This window comes from Tepidanaerobacter syntrophicus, assembly GCF_001485475.2.
Taxonomy (GTDB): Bacteria; Bacillota; Thermosediminibacteria; order Thermosediminibacterales; family Tepidanaerobacteraceae; genus Tepidanaerobacter; species Tepidanaerobacter syntrophicus.
Genome location: NZ_DF976995.1, coordinates 27721 through 46858, shown reverse-complemented (window position 1 = coordinate 46858; position 19138 = coordinate 27721). Strand labels below are relative to the sequence as shown.

Here is a 19138-nt window from a genome sequence, read left to right as displayed (position 1 = left end):
TATTATAAATCTTCCAACTTAACATAAGTTGTTTTAATTCTTAAGGGGTCAAACGCCCGTCCGCCACTTTCATAAAACTTACTGAAGAATTCAATATACTGCAAACGGCTGCTGTGAACATATGCACCTAATGCATTGATTACTATATTAAATACGTGTCCGCCTAATAATACTAAAATCATAATTATGAACCCTATAATGCTTCCACTTATCGTCTTTGCCATTGTATTTATAACACTAGCTATAACACCAGTAGTAAGGCCTAAGGCCAATAGTCTGGAGTAAGATAGTAAATCGCTTAAATAACCTGTTATATTATATAAACTTAAAACACCGGAAGCAAATTTCATTAGAACGTTTTTTTGCGCTCTTCCTTGAGTTAATACAAGACCAACTACCCCAATAATAGCTAAATACTTTGCTATTCCCGCAAGCGGCTGGAATACAAACATTAAAATACCGGTAAGAAGCAAAAGCCAGAATCCCTGATCCATTATGGCATCTAATACATGACCATCTCTAATGTTTTTATATCCCTCTAATATTATCCCTGTATATATTTGAATTACGCCTAATGCAAATGAAACTATTAAAACAGCCATAGGATTGTCTAAAGGATTTATCCACAATGGCTTTATCTTGATAAGATCCCCAAACCAACCGCCGAAAATCGCGCCCCAGATAGTTGTGGATATTCCGCAGAGGAAAAACATCTTTATAAACTTCTTACCTGAGCCTTCGAGCTTAAACTTTAATAACGCTACAGCCGTAAGTAAGCTTAATATAATGCCGTATCCTGCATCGCTTAGCATCATCCCAAAAAATATCCAGTAGAATGGAGCCATATAAGGGTTCGGATCGATTCCGCGAGGATCCGGCAGGCTATAAAGTTCGGTAATTACTTCAAATGGTTCAACCAGCTTTGAGTTTGAAAGAAGAACTGGTATATCATCATTTTCTTCCGGTTCTGTAAATTCTACATAAACCATGTCTGTAATTTTAGATATAATCTCTGTTATGTAAGTTTTGCGCTCCTTAGGTATCCAAGCCTGTAAATAAAAGGATTTATCGGTGTCAAAGAGCTTCAATGTATTTGTCTTTCTATCTTTTTCAATCATATAATAGTCATATAGAACTTCAAAATTAAATAGCTCTTGAGTCATGCCTTGAGCCTGAGTCTTAATGGCTTCGCGCTCTTTTTGTATCTCATCCAGTCTTTTTTTACTCTGTTCTATTATTTCAGAAGGAGCTCCTTGAAGTCCCATAAAATCTTGTATAGTGACCGAAAACTCTTTGAAAAGGTTTTGGATTTCTTCTTTGCCGCTTATATGATATATGATAAGCACATACAAGTCATCTCGCCTTTCGCCGATAACTTTTATATCTGCCAACAAAGAGTTTTCTTCTATTTTTTCTTCCAGCTTATCCTTTGATTTGCGTGGAATAACGCCTGCCATAAAAGCAGCTTTATCCGTATAGCCCAATTGCTCTAAGGGAATATCAAGGCCTTGCCAGGGCATAAGAAAATCTATTTGGTTTAATATCTTTGATTCTTCAGATTTTAGGTGCACGATTTTTTTGTCTAAATCAAAGACCACTTGAAGACTTTTTTTAATTTTAGATTCAGCTGATAGAATCTCTGACAGCTCATCTTTTTTTACATCAGGCTTGCCATATATAAGAGGATTCGGAGATTTTGAATAGGGCTTTAAAAAATCAATACCAAACTTTAAATCGCTAAGCTTAGCTTCCAATTCCGCTAATTCTTTTGCAATTTCGTCTCGGATTCTATCTTCTTTATGTCCCTGTTTTTCTTCGTTTCCATCTTCTGTAATATCAATCACTTCTACAATGCCTGTTTTTTGAAGAGTCTGCATTAATTTGCTTTGTTCGCTTTTCAGGGCCAAAAGATGCATTTTTTCCATTTTAACTATTGCCATGGAACTTCACAATCCTCTCTACGATCATATCTGCCGCTTTGTCTGCCTTTTTAGCGGCAGTCTCTTTTAAATGCTTGATTTGCTGCTCATGTTCTCTTTTGAGGTCTTCAACAACCTTTGACGCCTCAGTTTCTGCATCCTGCATAAGTTTTTGTCTCTGCTCTTCGCCTTGCTTCTTAGCATCTTCCAACATTGACTCACCTTTTTCGGTTGCTTTAGCAAGGATTGCCTTTGCTTCTTTTTCGGCTTCTTCTATCATCTGTCTCGCCTTTTCTTCCGCAGCTTTTATATCCTCTAATACTTCTTTCAATAGTTACCCACCTCCTTGTATAGAATGATTATTGCGGCAAATTTGGTAATATCTGGCATTATCAACATCTTAAGTTCTTTGTTAAGATGTTCACCGCATTTCAGTCAACTGCTATATATAACTATCATAATACAGTTATATATAGCAAATTTTAGAATATTTGACGATTCACCTCACCTCTTGCTTTATTTAGGAAGTGAAAGCTATTTTTTATCGTCATCTTTCTTGTCAAGCTGGTAAGATATTAGTCTGTAAACTACTGCTATGCTCGAACCTAAACCTAGAAGAAAACCGCAAATTAAAAATGCGCTACCAGTAGAAAATCTTTGGTCTAAATAAGCTCCGATGTATATGCCGCTTGCTATAGGTAGAGCAATATCTATCCCTATTTGCATTGCGATCGCTAGATATTTGACGCCTTTTTTAAAATCTTTCATGGTATAAATTATACAACATGAGCATGTTAAATTCAAACCAGATAAGCAGTGTTTAGCGAGACTTTTATTTATTATTGATCTTTCCAAATATCCATCATGCCTCTTAATTTTGTAAAATATTATATGTGAATTTTATCACATTGACAGGTAACATTTTCCCCTGTTTCTAAATATTAGAGAGAACTTATAAAAAATATGGAACTTTAAAAAGTTCCCTAATAAACACCATTATACTATATAAGTCATATTATTCAAGATCTAAATTCTTCAGGTTTGCTTTTAGTAATTCCGAAATAATAGAGTAAAAAATCCGCAATTCTTCTAGATGCACAGCCATCTCCGTATGGATTTACTGAGTTTGCCATTTTTCCGTATTCGTCTTTATCTGTCAAGAGCCTCGCTGCTTCTTTGTATATAGTATTAATTTCTGTTCCGATTACTTTGACGGTCCCTGCATCTACTGCTTCAGGCCTTTCGGTTTCATTTCTTAAAACAAGAACCGGCTTGCCCAGAGATGGAGCCTCTTCTTGTAAGCCCCCGGAGTCAGTAATTACCATATAGCTCCTGGCCATTAAGTTGTGCATCTCATCAGTATCTAAGGGATTTAGAAGCAGTATACGTTCGTGATTATCTAAAACATCAAAAACTGTGTTTTGCACAGCAGGGTTCAAATGTACAGGGTACACTATTTTAATGTCGTCAAAATCATCTGCTAGTTTTTTAAGCCCATGACATATGTCATCTAGAGGCTTTCCTAAATTTTCTCTGCGATGGGCTGTAACTAAAACAACCTTTTCTTTAGTATAGTCTATATCATTCAAGGCTGCTGTTGAAAAAACAAAATTCTTCTTAACGGTAGTTTGCAGCGCATCTATTACTGTGTTGCCTGTAACTATGATATTTTCCGGATTAACTCCTTCTTTAAGTAAATTCTTTTTTGCGGTTTCAGTCGGGGAAAAATGTATGTCGGCTAATGAACCGGTTAGCTTTCTGTTCATTTCTTCAGGGAATGGAAGCCATTTATTATGAGTGCGAAGTCCTGCTTCCACATGTCCTACTTTCACCTTATAGTAGAAAGCCGCCAGTGCTCCTGCAAAAGTGGTAGTAGTATCGCCGTGCACTATTACCATGTCAGGTTTCACCTTATCAAGCACCTGTCCCAAACCCAAAAGCGCAGTAGTTGTAATGCCAAACAGCGTTTGTTTGTCCGTCATTATATTCAAATCATGGTCAGCTCTTATATTAAAAAGACTCAGCACCTGATCCAACATCTCTCGGTGTTGAGCTGTAACTGCTATTGTGCAGTCAAAAAAATTGTTTCTCTTTTTAAGTTCCTGGACCAATGGTGCCATTTTTATGGCTTCAGGTCTTGTTCCAAAAATAATCAGAATCTTTATCTTGTTCAATGGCTTTTTCTCCTTTACATCCCATGAGTTGTTTTTTTAGCTTCCAAGGTTGTATTTATATGTCTTGCAGAAAGCAAAAGCATAAAGGCGAGTAGCGCAAAAGCTATCAGTGCCTGCCTAACGCCTAACATAGCTAGGATTACCGAGCATATTCCAAGAGATATACTTATAACATACATGAAAAGCACAGCTTGTTTTTGAGACAGGCCTATTGCTATAAGTCTGTGATGCACGTGTCCCTTATCAGCTTGCATAATAGGCTTTCCATGGACAAATCTGCGCAAAATTGCGTAAACAGTATCAAAAATAGGCAGTCCTAGCGCAAGTATCGGCACAATCAAAGCTATAACAGTAGCGCTTTTTACCATGCCTTCCATAGCTTGGGCAGCCAGGATAAATCCTAAAAACATCGACCCGGTATCTCCCATAAAAATCTTTGCAGGATTAAAATTATACGGCAAAAAACCAATCGCAGCACCTGCAAGAAGGGCCATCACCAAAGCGCCATTCGCTTGTTCTAGGCTCAAATTTACCAGCATCATCGTAAAAGCTGCAATTGCTGCTATCCCTGCTGCAAGACCGTCCAATCCGTCAATAAAGTTTAAAGTATTCGTAATACCTACCACCCAAAACAGAGTCGCTGGTATTGCTAATTTCCCTAAGATGATCATACCGCCTAGAGGATTTGTCAGTATCTCAACTTTAACGCCAAAAAGCACCAAAACTCCTGCTGCCGCAAGTTGGCCCAGCAACTTTACTTTTGCTGGAAGATTGTAAATATCATCTAAAATTCCAAGTATTACAATGATGCTTCCTCCCAAAAATATTCCACGGACATAAGGAAGTTCCAGCGGCAATATAAGCAAGCCTGTTACCATAAACGAAATATAAATCGCAAGTCCGCCCAGCCTCGGCATCGGTTTTTTATGAACTCGCCGGGCATCTTTCGGGACATCTATTGCTCCGATTTTCCAAGCAAGTTTCATTACAAACGGTGTAGTTAAATATGCCAAAACCATTGACATTAAAAAACCGTATATGTAATGCGGCAATGAAATCGCTCCCTTTGTATTTACATACTCTTCTTTTTATTTTATTTCAAACAAAATTGTTTGTCAATGATAAAAGGCAGATGTTTTGCTAAGACTCGCCTTGAGTAATAGGCATGTAAACCAACTCTATCCACGGAGCGTCCTTGAACCAATCATAATCCGGAGGATATTCCATAGCATATACTACTCGCTTTATGCCTGAGTTTATAATTAGTTTTGAACATTCGGCACAAGGGCGTGCAGTTACGTAAAGCGTGGCATCCTTACGTTCCTCGGGAGAGCATTCTAGGAGAGCGTTTACTTCGGCATGGATAGTGCGCACACAATGGTTGCCTCTCATCATACAGCCCGCATCATCACAATGAACAAGGCCGGAAGGGCTTCCATTGTATCCGGTTCCCTTGATTCTATTGTCTTTTACTACAACAGCACCTACTTGAAGTCTGGGACATGTTGACCTTTCTCTTACTTTAAATGCTATTTCTAAAAAATATGTATCCCAATCTTTTCGCATAAATAATCGCCTTCCAAAATCGAGGAATTTAAGCTGATGTCTTATTTTTTAAATTGCTGATCATTTTATCTATCATCTGATGAACTTTTTGAGAATTCTCCTTAGCAATTTGGTAATATTTCTTTGCCGCTTCTATTTCTTTGTTTTTTATTGCCATAAGTGCGCTCTGCCCTGCTTGGTGTAACTTGTGATGATATTCGTCAACATTTCGCCATAAGTCCTTTATGTCATTATCATTTATTACTATAGCATTGTAGAAGTGGCCAAAGGAGCACTTATCGCCGTCAGTTTGAAGAGGCATTAACTTATTGGAATTTATTGCTTCCTCCAACGTCTGCATCCATAAGTCATGCTGTTTGATGGCATTTTGTAAAATTTCTACAAGCTCCTGGGCTGTAATTTCATTGTCGCTTTCCATGAATCTTTGATAGTATTTCTTATTTTGTTCTATAAATGAATTATCAATTTCGTTTATACTGTGCTTTATGGAATCCAGATTTTTAATATCGCCGTCGAGCCTGTATATTATGCTTGTGATTTCTTCTGTCTTTTGTGATAGGCTATTCATAGCAGTAGTTATTTCATTTACTGCGGCGCTAATTTGTTCAAAGGACGCTGCAAATCCCTCCATCTCTTTCTTTATATTGTCTATTGCGCTGAAGTTGCCCTCCACTGTATCTTTAATGGTTTTTGTAACTATCGGAATCTGCCTCATTACCTCATTTGTCGTTTTCATACTTTCCAAGCTTCTTGCCGAGTCTTTCTGAATTTCTTGAGTAAAGCCTTTAAATTCATCAAGACTTTGTTTGGTATTATCTGCAAGTTTTCTTATTTCTTCCGACACAACTGCAAATCCTCTGCCGGCTTCACCTGCCCGTGCCGCCTCTATCCGAGCGTTTAGCGCAAGTAAATTTGTCTGATCTGCAATTTGCTCTATTACAGCAATAATATTTCCTATTTCATTTAAATTATTTAAAAGCTTTGTCAGCGTCTCGTTTACTGCATTATTGCTTTCAGTAACTTTTTCGCATACTTGCCCCATCAAGTTTACGCTTTCCATATTCTTGTCATTATTTTCAACAATTTGCGCAATATTATTTAAGATTTGATCCATCATCTTTACGTTATCATCAACGGCATTATCTATTTCTTCCATTGATGCGGTTGTCTCTTGGACAAAAGCCGCATTATTTTCTGACTGTAGGTTAAGTTCATTCATAATAGACTCTATTTCATCCATAAGAAACTTAATATTTACTTCTATGCTTCCCAGCGAAGAACTTAGCGAGATTGTTTTAAGCAGCATATTTCTCGCGTCTTCTTTAATGGTCTTAAGCTTATTAATTTTTTCTGCGGCATTTGCAACTCTAGGATCATTGGTAGAAACTGATTTTCCTTCGATGATGGCATCTAGAATTTTATTTGTATTTTCAAAAAACATTTCGGTCCCCTCCCCGTGTAGAACTTATATGATCAATTATTTATATCTGCCCATAGTTAATATATTACCATATGTTACCATGGAAATTCAATTTAATTTTGAAATAGAGATAGTGTCAAGTAACCTTAAGTCTTTTGTCAAACCTTTCGTCTACCCGGATTTGTATATTTTCGGCTCGGCAGGTCCTTTTGTATTTTGTCCATCGTTTCCTGCGCCTCCGGCATTAATTTTCTTTTCCGCCATATTCATCACCCTTGCTCCTGTCTATGACCATTATAGCATGAATTACTATATTTTCTATTAAACATTATGCAAGGATGGTAAGGCCTTTATTCTGCGTTCGAATGAATTTTTCCTGCAAAAACCCTAGAAATATTTTACACTATCTTGCAATACAAAAAAGCCCTGCTTACTTTTTTTAAAGTTGCAGGACCGATTTCATTTTTAAAGCAGCTTTTCGACAACTGCCTTAGATGTGTTTTCTTTATTTGCTATGGATTCTTTGCGAGTTCTTTTAAAGTACTCGGCATAGAGGATATCCAGCAAGAAAAGCTGTGAAATTTTTGCAGACAAGCTGGCGCTTTGAAGGGGACCTTCGTTTACACCGCACAGAAGAATAACATCAGAATACGCAGTAAGAGGTGATTTAGCAAATCTGGTAATGCAAATAGTTTTGGCGCCTCTTTCCTTTGCAAGCTTTGCAATCTCTATTGTATCCTTAGTCGAACCTGAATAGGAAATTAAAACCGCTGCATCATTTTCATCCATCAGAGCTGCTGACATAATTTGCAAGTGCGCATCTATAGAGCATTCGGTTTTATTTGTTATTCTCATAAACTTGTTTTTAGCTTCTAAAGCTGTTATGAGGGATGCTCCAACGCCAAAAAAGTGAATCCTGTTGGCATTTATAAGGAAGTCAACTGCTTTTTTGACATCTTCCTCTTTTACCAGATTATAGGTTTCATTTAAGGCGCTGATATTTGTTGCAAGCAGCTTTGAAGATATTTCTTTTATGGTATCTTCCATGGTGATTTGACTTGTCAGATGGAAAGTTCCCTCGTCATCAGGTGAAATGCTGTGAGCCAGTGCTATTTTAAACTCTTGATAGCCCTTAAAATCTAAAGTCTTACAGAATCTAAATATACTCGAGTCTGCCACGCCGCACGCATCGGCTAAGTCGGTAATTGACATGTAAATCACGTCATTTGCATGTTCAAGGATATAATCGGCAATTTTCTTTTCAGTATTAGTAAATAAGTTATATCTTGACCGAATTTGTGAAAATATATCTGATTTTATGATGCATCACTTCTTTCTGCCGCCTCTTTTAAATGAAGGGATACTGCTCCGAGGATTCCGGCTTTATTTCCGAGAGATGCTTTGATAATTTTAACGTCCCTAAAGCTTTCCATAATCATTCCATTTACTTTATCATAAATCATATTTACAAGAACATCCTGCTCCATGACCCCTCCGCCCAAGATAACGGCTACAGGATTAAATATGTGGATTAAAGAAGTAAGCCCTAGCGCTATCTCAAAGGCCCATTCATTTACGATATCCTGTATTTGGGTATCGCCTTGTTTCATTCTATCAAAAATCTTTTTTCCGTCCAAGGGGGTTTTAAGCAGTTTTTCGGCCTTTTCTACTAAAGCTTTGGTAGAAGCGTAAGCCTCATAACAGCCTAAACTGCCGCAGCTGCATTTTTTGCCCAGGGGATGTGTTATAATATGGCCAAACTCAGCTGCAATCCCATTATGACCTTTGTAAAGCCTGGAGTCGATGATAATTGCCCCACCAATACCCGTGCCATATGTTAGGCAAAGAAAATCACTAAACCCTCTGCCTGCTCCAAAATATTTCTCGCCAAGTGCTGCTGCATTAACATCATTTTCTACTTTTACCGGCACGCAAAACCTGCTTTCTAAAATATCCTTCAACTTTGTTCCTGTATAATTTGGTATATTTTCATTGGCATATATAATCGAGCCTTTTTCACAATCCACCTGTCCCGCGGTACTGATACCGATAGCTTCGAATTCCCTATATTCGCTTATTATGCTTATCAGCTTTTCTACAAGAAACTTTCCGCCTTTTTTAGCTTCAGATGGATATTCCTTGAAAACGTCCAGATTACCTTTTTCATCAGATATACCAAGCTTTATGGATGTTCCTCCAATATCCGCAGCAAGTATCTTCATTAATAATCATCCTTTATAAAATCCATCTATTTAACACACGTGCCAGAATCCACTACTTCACCGATTGCATTTACAAACCTCTTGGTTATTTCCATAGGTCTTGTTATTGCGCTGCCAACGACGGCTGCATGGACGCCTAAGCTAAATACTTTTTTTATATCTTCAGGAGCCCATATACCCCCTTCGGCTATAACAGGAATGTCGAAATCTTTAGTAAGCCTTCCTATCAGTTCCAAATCCGGCAGTTTTCTATCCCTTGTATATTCTGTATATCCGCATAAGGTAGTGCCAAGGCAGTCAAATCCCAATTCATAAGCCTCTTTTGCCTCTTCGTATGTTGAACAGTCTGCCATAAATATTTGATCGGGATATTTTTCTCTAAGCCTCGGAAACATTTCACTGATTGTAGTGCCGTCCGGCCTTATTCTCTTGGTAGCGTCTGTTGCGATAATGTCAACGCCTTCATTGTACAGCAATTCGACTTCATTTTCGGTAGGTGTGATAAATACCTCTGAGCCTTCATAAACTTTTTTTATTATACCAATTATTGGAAGTTTTACGTTCTTTTTTATCTCCCTTATATCTTCAATGCTGTTGGCTCTTATCCCACCGGCTCCGCCTAAATATGCCGCATAAGCCATCTTACCCATTATAAAGGAACTGTGAAGCGGTTCATCGGGCAGTGCCTGGCAAGATACGATAAGTTTGTTTTTTATTTGCTTAAATATCTTGTCCTTTTTATCTGTCATCTTTATGTCTCCATATGCTAAGATTATTTAAAACTATTCTTTTACTGAACCGATTGTAATGCCCCTTGTAAAATACTGTTGAAAAAAGATAAACATAAGCAGCATAGGAATTGCAGCTACAGTAGCTCCCGCCATCTTATAAGCAAAGTTGGGATTTAGATCCTGCATTAGTGTGGCTATACCAACCATTAAAGTCTTAGCACTCTTTTCCTGACCAACTACTAACTGCCATAGATAATCATTCCATACCTGAACAAAGTTTAGAATAAACAGTGCTCCAATGCCGGGTTTTACAACCGGAAGCATTATCTTGTAAAAAATCTGAAATTCACTGGCACCGTCAATTATAGCTGCTTCTCTTAATGAATTATGAATAGTATCAAAAAACCCTTTTAACATAAATACACCGAAAGCAGTAGCTACATTAGGCCATATCATTCCACTGAGTTTGTTTGCCATATTAAAATTTTGTATAATCCTGTAGAGGGGAACTATCATAACTTCTTTAGGTATCATCAAACTGGAAATAAGCATTAGAAAGATTATATTTTTGCCTTTAAATTCAAGTTTTGAAAATGCATAAGCAGCTAGGGAACTTACTATAATTACTCCTATCGTCGCAACAAGTGAAACAACTATGCTGTTAAATGCCCATCTTAAAGCAGGCTGGTTCTGAAATACATCTATATAATTTGAAAAAGTAGGCGACTTCGGAATCCAGTCAGGCGGCATTTTTACAACATCTGCACTATTCTTTAGTGAACTTGTAAAAAGCCAGTAGAGAGGAAATAGATTTAGTATGGCAAAAAAGGTAACTATTATGTTAGCTGCTATATCGACAGGCTCTCTTTTAATTTTCTTCTTCATTGCTCCTGCCCCCTAAGCATGGCTTTTAATTGCGGCACCGACAGAATTAGTGTGATTATAAACATGATTACGCCCACAGCCGAAGCAATTCCCAGGCGGTTGTATTTAAAGGCATTATTGTATAGGTAGTACATCAAAGTCGTAGAAGCATTGTTAGGTCCGCCGCCGGTTAGCAGTTGGATAACTACAAATATCTTCAAAACCGCAATAATATTGATTATTGTTATATAGATAGTGGTAGGTCTTACCAATGGAATAAGTATTTTGAATATGACTTCAAGTCTATTTGCTCCATCCACTTCCGCAGCTTCAAAAATTTCTTTGGGCACACCAATCATGGCGGCTATATATAAAATTATTGCCTGTCCCACGTTAGTTGTAAAAGTTATAAATATTATTACCGGTTTCACCAAAGCCCTGTTGCCTAAAAAATTTACCACCGGCAATCCTGCTTGTCTTGCCAAATAAGGTATAAGTCCATTAGCCGGATTAAGCAGAAAGCTCCAGATCATGCTCATAACTACCATCGAAACCATTACCGGAATATAATAAGATCCTCGTATAAAAGATACATATCTGGCATCTTTATCAAAAACAGCAGATGCTACAAATAGTGCAAAAACCACCGTCAGAGCAACTATGCATACAACAAAAATAATAGTATTTATTGTCGCTTGAGTAAATACGGGATCTTTAAACAGTGTAATATAATTTTGTAATCCAACGAAGGTTTCCGTTTTATAATCGATTTTATACAAGCTTAGCCTTATTCCTTCGAATATAGGATACACCATAAATATTAAGAAAAGCAAAAGCTGCGGCATTATGAACAAATATCCTGTAAGGTTTTGTTTTAAAGATTTTTCATTGATTTTCATCAATACTTTTACCTCTCTATGGTTTGTCTTAAGCCCTTTTTGGGCTTAAGACAAACCTTCTTTTTTAACAAAGATGCTACTTATTATAAATTACAGAATTCTTTTTTGCGTTTTGTATCACTTCATTGCCCTTTGTTTGGTAATCTTTGACGACTTGTTCCGGTGTCTTTTCACCGGTATATAATGCCTGCAGTTCAGGATACAACACCTGTCTTAACTCACTATAACCAGGCACATTTCCCGTAAAGTTAAACAGATACTTAGAATTTTTATCATATGCTTCAAATAGCGGTTTTTCGGATTTAAATTCTTCAACTACAGATGTTCTTACCGGAACACCATTTTTCGAGGCTTTTACAAGTTCCGGATCTGTTGAGAAGAACTTTACGAAATCTTTGCTTACTTTTACTCTAGTTTCATCATTGGTATTAAATACGCAGCTGCCTGTTACATAGGTAAAGGTCAGCGGCTCTCCGCTCTCTGAAGGAATATTAGCAAGCCTTGCATCGAATTTAGCTACCTTGCCGCTTTCCATATCAGCTTTTAGATTATTGAACAAAACTGAATTTGTAAAACTGATTGCAAGCTGCTGATTTTGGAACATGGCATTGCAATCATTTGAAGAAACTGATTCTGCTCCCGGATTTGTCAAGCCTGCATCATAAATTTTTTTAAGCCACTGTGCAGCTTTAACTCCTTTTTCATCATTTAATATTATGTTTCCGTTTTCATCAAAGAACTTATTTCCAAACATCCTCAGGTAAGCAAGATTCCAAGTGTCTCCTTGATTATTTAAGGCAAATAGAGCCATCGGATAAGCGTTTGGATATTTATCCTTTGGAAGGTTTGTCTTCAATGTGTTTAAAATCTTTTCAAATTCTTCCAATGACCACGTTTTAATTTCATTTTCCCCGCCTATATACTCATCCAATCCTGCGGCTCTAAACATATCGGCATTATAAACTAATGTGCCCGGCATGTGGGAGAATGGATAGAAATAAATATCGTCACCAAATGTTACAACATCCCAGAAATTTTGGGCTATGTCTTTTTTGGCAGTATCATCTACAATATCGTTTAAGGGAACCAATGCACCCCTATGTGCATAATCTCCCATTGCAAATACACTTTCGTAGAAAATATCCGGTGGTGTTCCGCCATTTAAGTTAACATTTAACAGTTCATCACGCTGGTCTCCTGCAATCACCTGTACATCTACTGTTACATCATAATCTTCATATTCCTCGGAAAATCTCTTTGCAGCATACTTGAAGAAGCTGTCATAGTCAGCACCTTCTTCGCTAGCATCAAAAACGCCTTTCCATTGAGGTGTAAGCCAAAGTGATATCTCAACTTTTTCTTTACCTGTGCCTTTCGCCCCTTCAGCCTCAGGCTTGTTTTCGGTTTTCTGACCGCAGCCCGCAACCAATGTAAGCATAAGTATTGATACCATCAATAGAGCCACTAAACGTTTCCTTAACATAAACACAATCCCTCCTGAAATTAATAATATAGTTCCTTTAACAAATCCTTCGCTATCGCATCGCTCAGGATGACATATTGAGTATAAACAGGGTGACGGTTTTTTATTTATAACAATATTTCACTTTTTTCGCAGGCTTTCCTCCACCTCCTGTCAAAAATCCTATAACATTTCTAAGACCTTTTTACAAACTATATTTGCTAATACTTTATGGCCTTTTTCATCAAGGTGCATATAGTCCACTTTGTTCATGGAAACTATCCCTTTTGTGTCTAAAAACTCTATCTCCTCAGGCTGTAAAAGTTCTTCCAGGTGGTGCGAAAGTTCATAAGATTTAATATCGCAGTTTGCCCCCATGGATTTTCCTATTTCCGTGTTAAAATATTCGCTGCCTATTGGAGGTGGCGCAACTACCAAAACCTTTGGAAAACCGCCACCCTTGCCTGCCGGAACGCTACTAGCTTTAAGAGCCAGTCTTGTTATACCCTGTGCTATATTATAAGATGTCAAATTAAACCTTTCTTTGCTATCATTAGTACCGAGCATAATTATTACAAGTTCCAACGGTGCATGGCTCATCAAGCAAGGATAAATATATGTATAGCCATTTAAACCTTCAAATAAGGGGTCATCGGCCACACTTGTTCTACCGCAAAGCCCCTCCTCGATTACCTGAAATTCATCTCCAAGAAGTTTCCCTAGAAGGCACGGCCACCTGATGTCCTCCGAAAATCTTTCCATGGTAACGGCATTATAGCCCCAAGTATTTGAATCTCCAAAGCATACTATCCTTTTCATTTTACTTTCTTCCATTTCAAAATTGTGGAATCAATAAGTTCCTTTATATCTTTTACTTTATTTAAATCTTCTCCTGATACACCTTCAAGCGGCGCTCTGACACTGCCGAGGTTCATCCCTTTTAGCTTTAAAATTTCTTTTATCACAGAATACATTGACCCGTTAAGTGAGGTTAATGCTATGATAATGTCATTAATATCGCCTTGGATTGCCCTGGCATTTTTAAAACCGCCGGATGTCACAAACTCTTCTGCTTTAAGGAATAGTTCCGGCATTACCCCATAGGTGCCCCCTATTCCCCCATCAGCACCCATTAATCTTCCTGCTACATACTGCTCGTCAGGACCGTTAAATACTATGATGTCATCGCCTCCGGCTCTTTTGAATCTTTCAATGTCAAGCACCGGCATAGAAGAATTTTTTACTCCTTTAACCTTTTTATTCGCAAGCATCTTTTTGAACAAATCTAATGAAAGACTGTATCCTGTAGTCTGTGGTATATTGTAGATAAAAAATGGCAGGTCTGTCGAATCTATTATTTCCGTCCAGTAGTTGTATATAGAACTTTCAGGCAACTTAAAATATATTGGCGGAATTGCCGATAATCCATCGTATCCTAATTCTGCAGCATATCTTGCAAGTATCTTGCTTTCTCTTGTAGAAGGCGCGCCTACATGTGCAATAAGTGTAAGCTTGCCTTTTACTGCTTCGGATGCATACTTTAACGTAGCTTTTCTTTCTTCTAGGTTTTGATATATACACTCTCCTGAACTTCCGCCTACGTAAAGGCCTTTTACACCTTTTTCATAAAGGTAATTGCATAAACTCATTGTTCTTTCTCTTGATATTTCCCCTGTATCATCATAACAAGCATATAAAGCAGGGAAAACACCTTTAAATTTTTCAAGTATCACTTTTATCTCCCGCCCGTTTTTTAAATTGTTTAAATAAAATATATCATAGAAAAATCATTTTGTAAATAGTTTCTTTCATAATATTTAATTCTGGAAAAAATTTTTATTTATAAAATGCACATATCTGGTGTATAAAGTTTAAAAAGGCTGTCCTAAATAGGACAGCCTCGAGATTTATCTTTATTTCGTTCCAAACAGCCTGTCGCCGGCATCGCCAAGACCCGGCACGATATAGCCATGGGAATTTAGTTTTTCATCAATGGCAGCAGTATATATCTGAACATCTGGGTGATCTTTATGAACCCCATGTATTCCTTCGGGAGCTGCAATCAAGCACATGAGTTTTATATTGGTTGCTCCCTTTTCTTTGAGAATTTCTACCGCTTTGGCGGCAGATCCTCCTGTAGCCAGCATTGGATCTAGTATTATAAGTTCTCTTTCGCTTACGTCAGAGGGAAGTTTGCAGTAATATTCGACCGGAAGGAGTGTTTCGGGATCTCTATATAGACCAATATGGCCAACTTTCGCTGTAGGGATTAATTTAAGCAAGCCATCTACCATGCCAAGGCCTGCTCGAAGGATAGGAACAATACCCAATTTTTTACCCGAAAGCATTCTAACCTTTGCAGGTCCTATAGGGGTTTTTACCTCAGATTCCTCTAACGGCATATTTCTGGTTGCCTCATAAGCCATGAGAACAGCCACTTCTTCTACCAGCTCGCGAAATTCCTTGGCGCCGGTGTTTTCATCCCTAATTAAAGCCAGTTTATGTTGAATTAGGGGATGATCTAATACAAAAACATTTTCCATTAAGGCAACCTCCTAGTTTTTATTTCGCATAAAGCGGAAATTGTTCGCAAAGAGCAGCCACTGCTTTTGATATTTTTATTTTGACAAGTTCATCCTGTCCTTTAGTTAAGGCTTCGTCCATTAATTCGGCAATTTTTTCCATTTCCGCTTCCTTCATACCTCTAGAGGTAAGGGCAGGTGTTCCGACCCTTATACCACTTGTGACATTAGGACTTTCGGTGTCAAAGGGAACGGCATTTTTATTTACGGTAATGCCTACTTCTTCTAAAAGGTGCTCTGCTTCTTTTCCGGTAAGATTTTTATTTCTTAAATCTATCAATATCAGATGGTTATCGGTGCCGCCTGAAACAAGATTATAGCCTTTATCCGAAAGGGCGCCGGCTAATGTTTTAGCATTTTTTACTACTTGTTTCTGGTATTCTACAAATTCGTCAGTTGAAGCTTCTTTTAGGCAAACCGCTTTCGCTGCAATTACATGCATTAAAGGTCCGCCCTGAATTCCGGGAAAAATTGCTTTGTCTATGGCTTTGGCATATTCTTGTTTGCAAAATATAATGCCGCCTCTTGGACCTCTAAGCGTCTTATGTGTTGTTGTCGTTACAAAATCACATATGGGAACAGGGTTCGGATGAAGACCGGCTGCCACAAGACCTGCTATATGGGCCATATCCACCATAACATATGCCCCTACATCTTTTGCAATCTGCACAATTCTTTCAAAGTCAATAATTCTTGGATATGCGCTGGCGCCTGCCACTATCATCTTGGGTTTGTGTTCATGGGCCAATGCTTCCATATTATCATAGTCAATATATCCGGTTTCTTTAGAAACTCCATAAGGTATAAAATTATAATATTTCCCCGAAATGCTTGCAGGACTTCCATGAGTAAGATGACCGCCATGAGCTAAGTTCATACCAAGAACTTTATCTCCATAATTAAGATACGCAAAATAGACGCCCATATTTGCTTGGGAGCCTGAATGAGGCTGAACATTTGCATGTTCTGCCGAAAAGAGCTTTTTCGCTCGCTCTCGCGCGATATTTTCTACAATATCTACATATTCACAGCCGCCATAATAGCGTTTTCCCGGGTAGCCTTCTGCATACTTATTAGTCAGAACAGAACCTTGGGCTTCCATAACTGCCTTGCTTGTAAAATTTTCTGATGCAATCATTTCCAGTTTATGCTGCTGTCTATATGTTTCTTTTTCAATGGCATCAGCTATTTCCGGATCTACGAGTTTAAGTATATCCACTTTGAACACCTCTTCTTGTATTGTTTGAAAAGTTAAAGGCCTATCTTCAAAGACTTATTTTGAATTTTCATATTCCATTATTTTTTCAACCCTACGTTGATGCCGGTCTCCTGCAAACTCTGCTGCAAGCCACTCTTTTACAATATCTATCGCAAGGCCGGGCCCAATAACCCTACCGCCCATTGTTAGAACGTTAGCATTATTATGCTCTCTTGACATCCTAGCAGAAAAAGTATCGTGGCACAGTGCCGCACGAATTCCTTTAACTTTATTTGCAGTAATTGATACACCTATGCCGGTACCGCAGATTATAATGCCTTTTTCAAATTCTCCCCGAGCAACAGCCTCAGCACATTTGATGGCTATGTCCGGATAGTCTACCGGCTCTTCAGAAAAGCACCCCAAATCTTTGTAAGAAATCTTATTTTTATCAAAGTAGCTTATAATTTCGTTCTTTAGCTTGTAACCGCCATGATCACTGGCTATAGCTATAGTCAATTTATTACCACCCCTTTAATTAAAAAATACTTTTGTTAATTATATACTTAATTTGTGATTATTGTCCACTGTCTAAAGCTTGGTTATTATTTTTTGTAATTTTGCTTTAATTTCCCTTGCAACCATCCTATAAAAATTGGCATCCATGCCGATAGGATCCGGAATTTCTCTGCCGTCACCTGCATATTCGCCAAGGGTAAAAACCCTGCCGCGCATTTCGGGAAATATGCTGAGTATATATTCTTTTTGAGAGAGGGTCATTGTTAAAACAAGATCTGCTGCAAGGATATCTTCTGTAAGGGGACGCGACCTATGGCCGCTTAAATCTATCCCTTCATCCTTCATAACTTGTATTGCATTTTCAGAAGCAGGCAGGCCGAAAATGGCATGGGTGCCGCAGGATGAAACTTTAAATTCCTTAGATCTACCCTTGTCATCTAACATTTTCTTAAACAGGGCTTCTGCCATGCTGCTGCGGCAGGTATTTCCGGTGCATACAAAAACTATTTTCTTCAAGAAAGACCCTCCTACACTTCTACAATATTATATCCGGCGGCCTTATATAATCTATTCATCACCGCAAGACCTATACCTGTTTTTGGTATGCTTTCTGCAAGGATTTTATCTACGCCAAGTCTGTCAAATTTTCTTAAAATAGAAAAAAGATTTGACGAAATGGTAAGAGGCGCCGTCCTGTCGCCTACTGAAATAACATATCCTTTTGTATAAAAATGCCTTGTCTGAGCTGTTGCCATAATTCCAACTTTGAGACCACGGCTTTCAAGTTCTGCCGCTAAAGCGCAAATAGCTTTCACCTGATTTTCTACTGTCCCTTCAAAAACAGTAACTTGGGCTTTCGGGGCATAGTGTCGGTATTTTTGTCCGGGTGATCGAGGCTTTTCGCCAGGCGCAAGGCCCGGGTCCACTTCTACTTTTCCCAAGACTTTTTCCAGTTCTTCTTTTGTAACTCCGCCGGGTCTTAAAATTATAGGTATCTCTTCAGAAATGTCCAGTACCGTAGACTCCACTCCCACTTCTGCCGGCCCGCCGTCTAATATCATGTCGATTTTTCCCGAAAGATCTTCTGCTACATCCTGAGCACATGTGGGGCTTGGTTTTCCGGAAATATTGGCACTCGGTGCCGCTATCGGGACCCCGGATTCTTTAATAAGCTCTAAAGCTACAGGATGTGCAGGCATTCGAATTGCTACGGTATCCAAACCGCCTGTAGTGCTGTAAGGTACAATATCCTTTTTATAAAATATAATTGTAAGTGGCCCCGGCCAGAACTTTTCCATTAGCGCATGTGCTTTTGCTGGTATTTCTTTTACCAATTCTTCCAATTGTATCAGAGAATAAATATGAACAATTAAAGGATTGTCTTGAGGCCTTCCTTTTGCTGCATATATCTTTTTTGCAACTTCTGCATCCAGTGCATTGCCGCCTAATCCGTAAACCGTCTCAGTTGGGAATGCCACTAGACCACCGGCTTTAATTATCTTTGCCGCCTGTTTGATTATTTCTTTTTCCGGTTTATCTTTATCTACAGAAACAATCTGTGTATTCAACTAAAAACCTTCTT

At 38.2% G+C, this 19138-nt stretch carries 20 protein-coding genes; all 20 read right to left on the bottom strand.

Annotated elements, in window-relative coordinates; genetic code table 11:
• Nucleotides 1–2: 2 nt before the first annotated feature.
• The 20 genes from TSYNT_RS00235 to TSYNT_RS00140 all read right to left on the bottom strand — a co-directional run bounded on the left by TSYNT_RS00235 (nucleotide 3) and on the right by TSYNT_RS00140 (nucleotide 19124).
• Nucleotides 3–1940 carry a V-type ATP synthase subunit I gene (locus TSYNT_RS00235; RefSeq protein ID WP_059031109.1) on the bottom strand — a complete coding sequence of 646 codons (1938 nt, stop codon included), beginning with the start codon at nucleotides 1938–1940 and terminating at the stop codon, nucleotides 3–5.
• A complete protein-coding gene (locus TSYNT_RS00230; protein ID WP_059031107.1) occupies nucleotides 1927–2250 on the bottom strand; it encodes a hypothetical protein in 324 nt (107 codons plus the stop codon). The genes TSYNT_RS00235 and TSYNT_RS00230 overlap by 14 nt, the downstream gene beginning before the upstream one ends.
• A 203-nt stretch (nucleotides 2251–2453) precedes the next feature.
• Complete coding sequence (locus TSYNT_RS00225; protein ID WP_162780974.1) at nucleotides 2454–2687, bottom strand: AtpZ/AtpI family protein; 234 nt, start codon at nucleotides 2685–2687, stop codon at nucleotides 2454–2456.
• A 251-nt stretch (nucleotides 2688–2938) separates the two neighbouring features.
• The gene (gene wecB / locus TSYNT_RS00220) at nucleotides 2939–4093 is read right to left on the bottom strand and encodes a non-hydrolyzing UDP-N-acetylglucosamine 2-epimerase (protein WP_059031102.1); all 1155 of its coding nucleotides are present in this window, start codon (nucleotides 4091–4093) and stop codon (nucleotides 2939–2941) included.
• Between the two features lie 14 nt (nucleotides 4094–4107).
• A complete protein-coding gene (locus TSYNT_RS00215; protein WP_059031100.1) occupies nucleotides 4108–5145 on the bottom strand; it encodes a glycosyltransferase family 4 protein in 1038 nt (345 codons plus the stop codon).
• A gap of 88 nt (nucleotides 5146–5233) precedes the next feature.
• The gene (locus tag TSYNT_RS00210) at nucleotides 5234–5659 is read right to left on the bottom strand and encodes a deoxycytidylate deaminase (protein ID WP_059031098.1); all 426 of its coding nucleotides are present in this window, start codon (nucleotides 5657–5659) and stop codon (nucleotides 5234–5236) included.
• Nucleotides 5660–5687: 28 nt separating this feature from the next.
• Nucleotides 5688–7100 (bottom strand): methyl-accepting chemotaxis protein, encoded by a 1413-nt coding sequence (locus TSYNT_RS00205; protein WP_059031096.1) that lies wholly within the window; start codon nucleotides 7098–7100, stop codon nucleotides 5688–5690.
• A 444-nt stretch (nucleotides 7101–7544) separates the two neighbouring features.
• Nucleotides 7545–8402: an SIS domain-containing protein gene (locus TSYNT_RS00200; protein WP_059031093.1), complete on the bottom strand. Its 858-nt coding sequence runs from the start codon at nucleotides 8400–8402 to the stop codon at nucleotides 7545–7547.
• Complete coding sequence (locus tag TSYNT_RS00195) at nucleotides 8396–9301, bottom strand: ROK family protein (RefSeq protein WP_059031092.1); 906 nt, start codon at nucleotides 9299–9301, stop codon at nucleotides 8396–8398. Before TSYNT_RS00195 ends, TSYNT_RS00200 begins: the two co-directional genes overlap by 7 nt.
• Before the next feature lie 26 nt (nucleotides 9302–9327).
• On the bottom strand, nucleotides 9328–10050 hold the full coding sequence (locus TSYNT_RS00190; RefSeq protein ID WP_059031090.1) for an N-acetylmannosamine-6-phosphate 2-epimerase: 723 nt from the start codon (nucleotides 10048–10050) through the stop codon (nucleotides 9328–9330).
• A 33-nt stretch (nucleotides 10051–10083) separates the two neighbouring features.
• On the bottom strand, nucleotides 10084–10917 hold the full coding sequence (locus TSYNT_RS00185) for a carbohydrate ABC transporter permease (RefSeq protein WP_059031088.1): 834 nt from the start codon (nucleotides 10915–10917) through the stop codon (nucleotides 10084–10086).
• Nucleotides 10914–11795, bottom strand: a complete 882-nt coding sequence (locus tag TSYNT_RS00180) for a carbohydrate ABC transporter permease (RefSeq protein ID WP_059031086.1) — start codon at nucleotides 11793–11795, stop codon at nucleotides 10914–10916. Before TSYNT_RS00180 ends, TSYNT_RS00185 begins: the two co-directional genes overlap by 4 nt.
• A 76-nt stretch (nucleotides 11796–11871) precedes the next feature.
• Nucleotides 11872–13278 (bottom strand): ABC transporter substrate-binding protein, encoded by a 1407-nt coding sequence (locus tag TSYNT_RS00175; RefSeq protein ID WP_059031084.1) that lies wholly within the window; start codon nucleotides 13276–13278, stop codon nucleotides 11872–11874.
• A gap of 162 nt (nucleotides 13279–13440) precedes the next feature.
• Nucleotides 13441–14076, bottom strand: coding sequence for an SGNH/GDSL hydrolase family protein (locus TSYNT_RS00170; protein ID WP_059031083.1), 636 nt, complete (start codon nucleotides 14074–14076; stop codon nucleotides 13441–13443).
• The gene (locus TSYNT_RS00165; RefSeq protein WP_059031081.1) at nucleotides 14073–14990 is read right to left on the bottom strand and encodes a dihydrodipicolinate synthase family protein; all 918 of its coding nucleotides are present in this window, start codon (nucleotides 14988–14990) and stop codon (nucleotides 14073–14075) included. The genes TSYNT_RS00170 and TSYNT_RS00165 overlap by 4 nt, the downstream gene beginning before the upstream one ends.
• A gap of 180 nt (nucleotides 14991–15170) precedes the next feature.
• Nucleotides 15171–15800 (bottom strand): uracil phosphoribosyltransferase, encoded by a 630-nt coding sequence (gene upp, locus TSYNT_RS00160; RefSeq protein WP_059031079.1) that lies wholly within the window; start codon nucleotides 15798–15800, stop codon nucleotides 15171–15173.
• Between the two features lie 19 nt (nucleotides 15801–15819).
• Nucleotides 15820–17058 (bottom strand): serine hydroxymethyltransferase, encoded by a 1239-nt coding sequence (locus tag TSYNT_RS00155; protein ID WP_059031078.1) that lies wholly within the window; start codon nucleotides 17056–17058, stop codon nucleotides 15820–15822.
• 54 nt (nucleotides 17059–17112) lie between these two features.
• Nucleotides 17113–17556, bottom strand: coding sequence for a ribose 5-phosphate isomerase B (gene rpiB, locus TSYNT_RS00150; RefSeq protein WP_059031075.1), 444 nt, complete (start codon nucleotides 17554–17556; stop codon nucleotides 17113–17115).
• 72 nt (nucleotides 17557–17628) lie between these two features.
• Nucleotides 17629–18072: a low molecular weight protein arginine phosphatase gene (locus TSYNT_RS00145; RefSeq protein WP_059031073.1), complete on the bottom strand. Its 444-nt coding sequence runs from the start codon at nucleotides 18070–18072 to the stop codon at nucleotides 17629–17631.
• Nucleotides 18073–18083: 11 nt separating this feature from the next.
• Nucleotides 18084–19124, bottom strand: coding sequence for an L-threonylcarbamoyladenylate synthase (locus tag TSYNT_RS00140; RefSeq protein WP_059031071.1), 1041 nt, complete (start codon nucleotides 19122–19124; stop codon nucleotides 18084–18086).
• Nucleotides 19125–19138 lie beyond the last annotated feature (14 nt).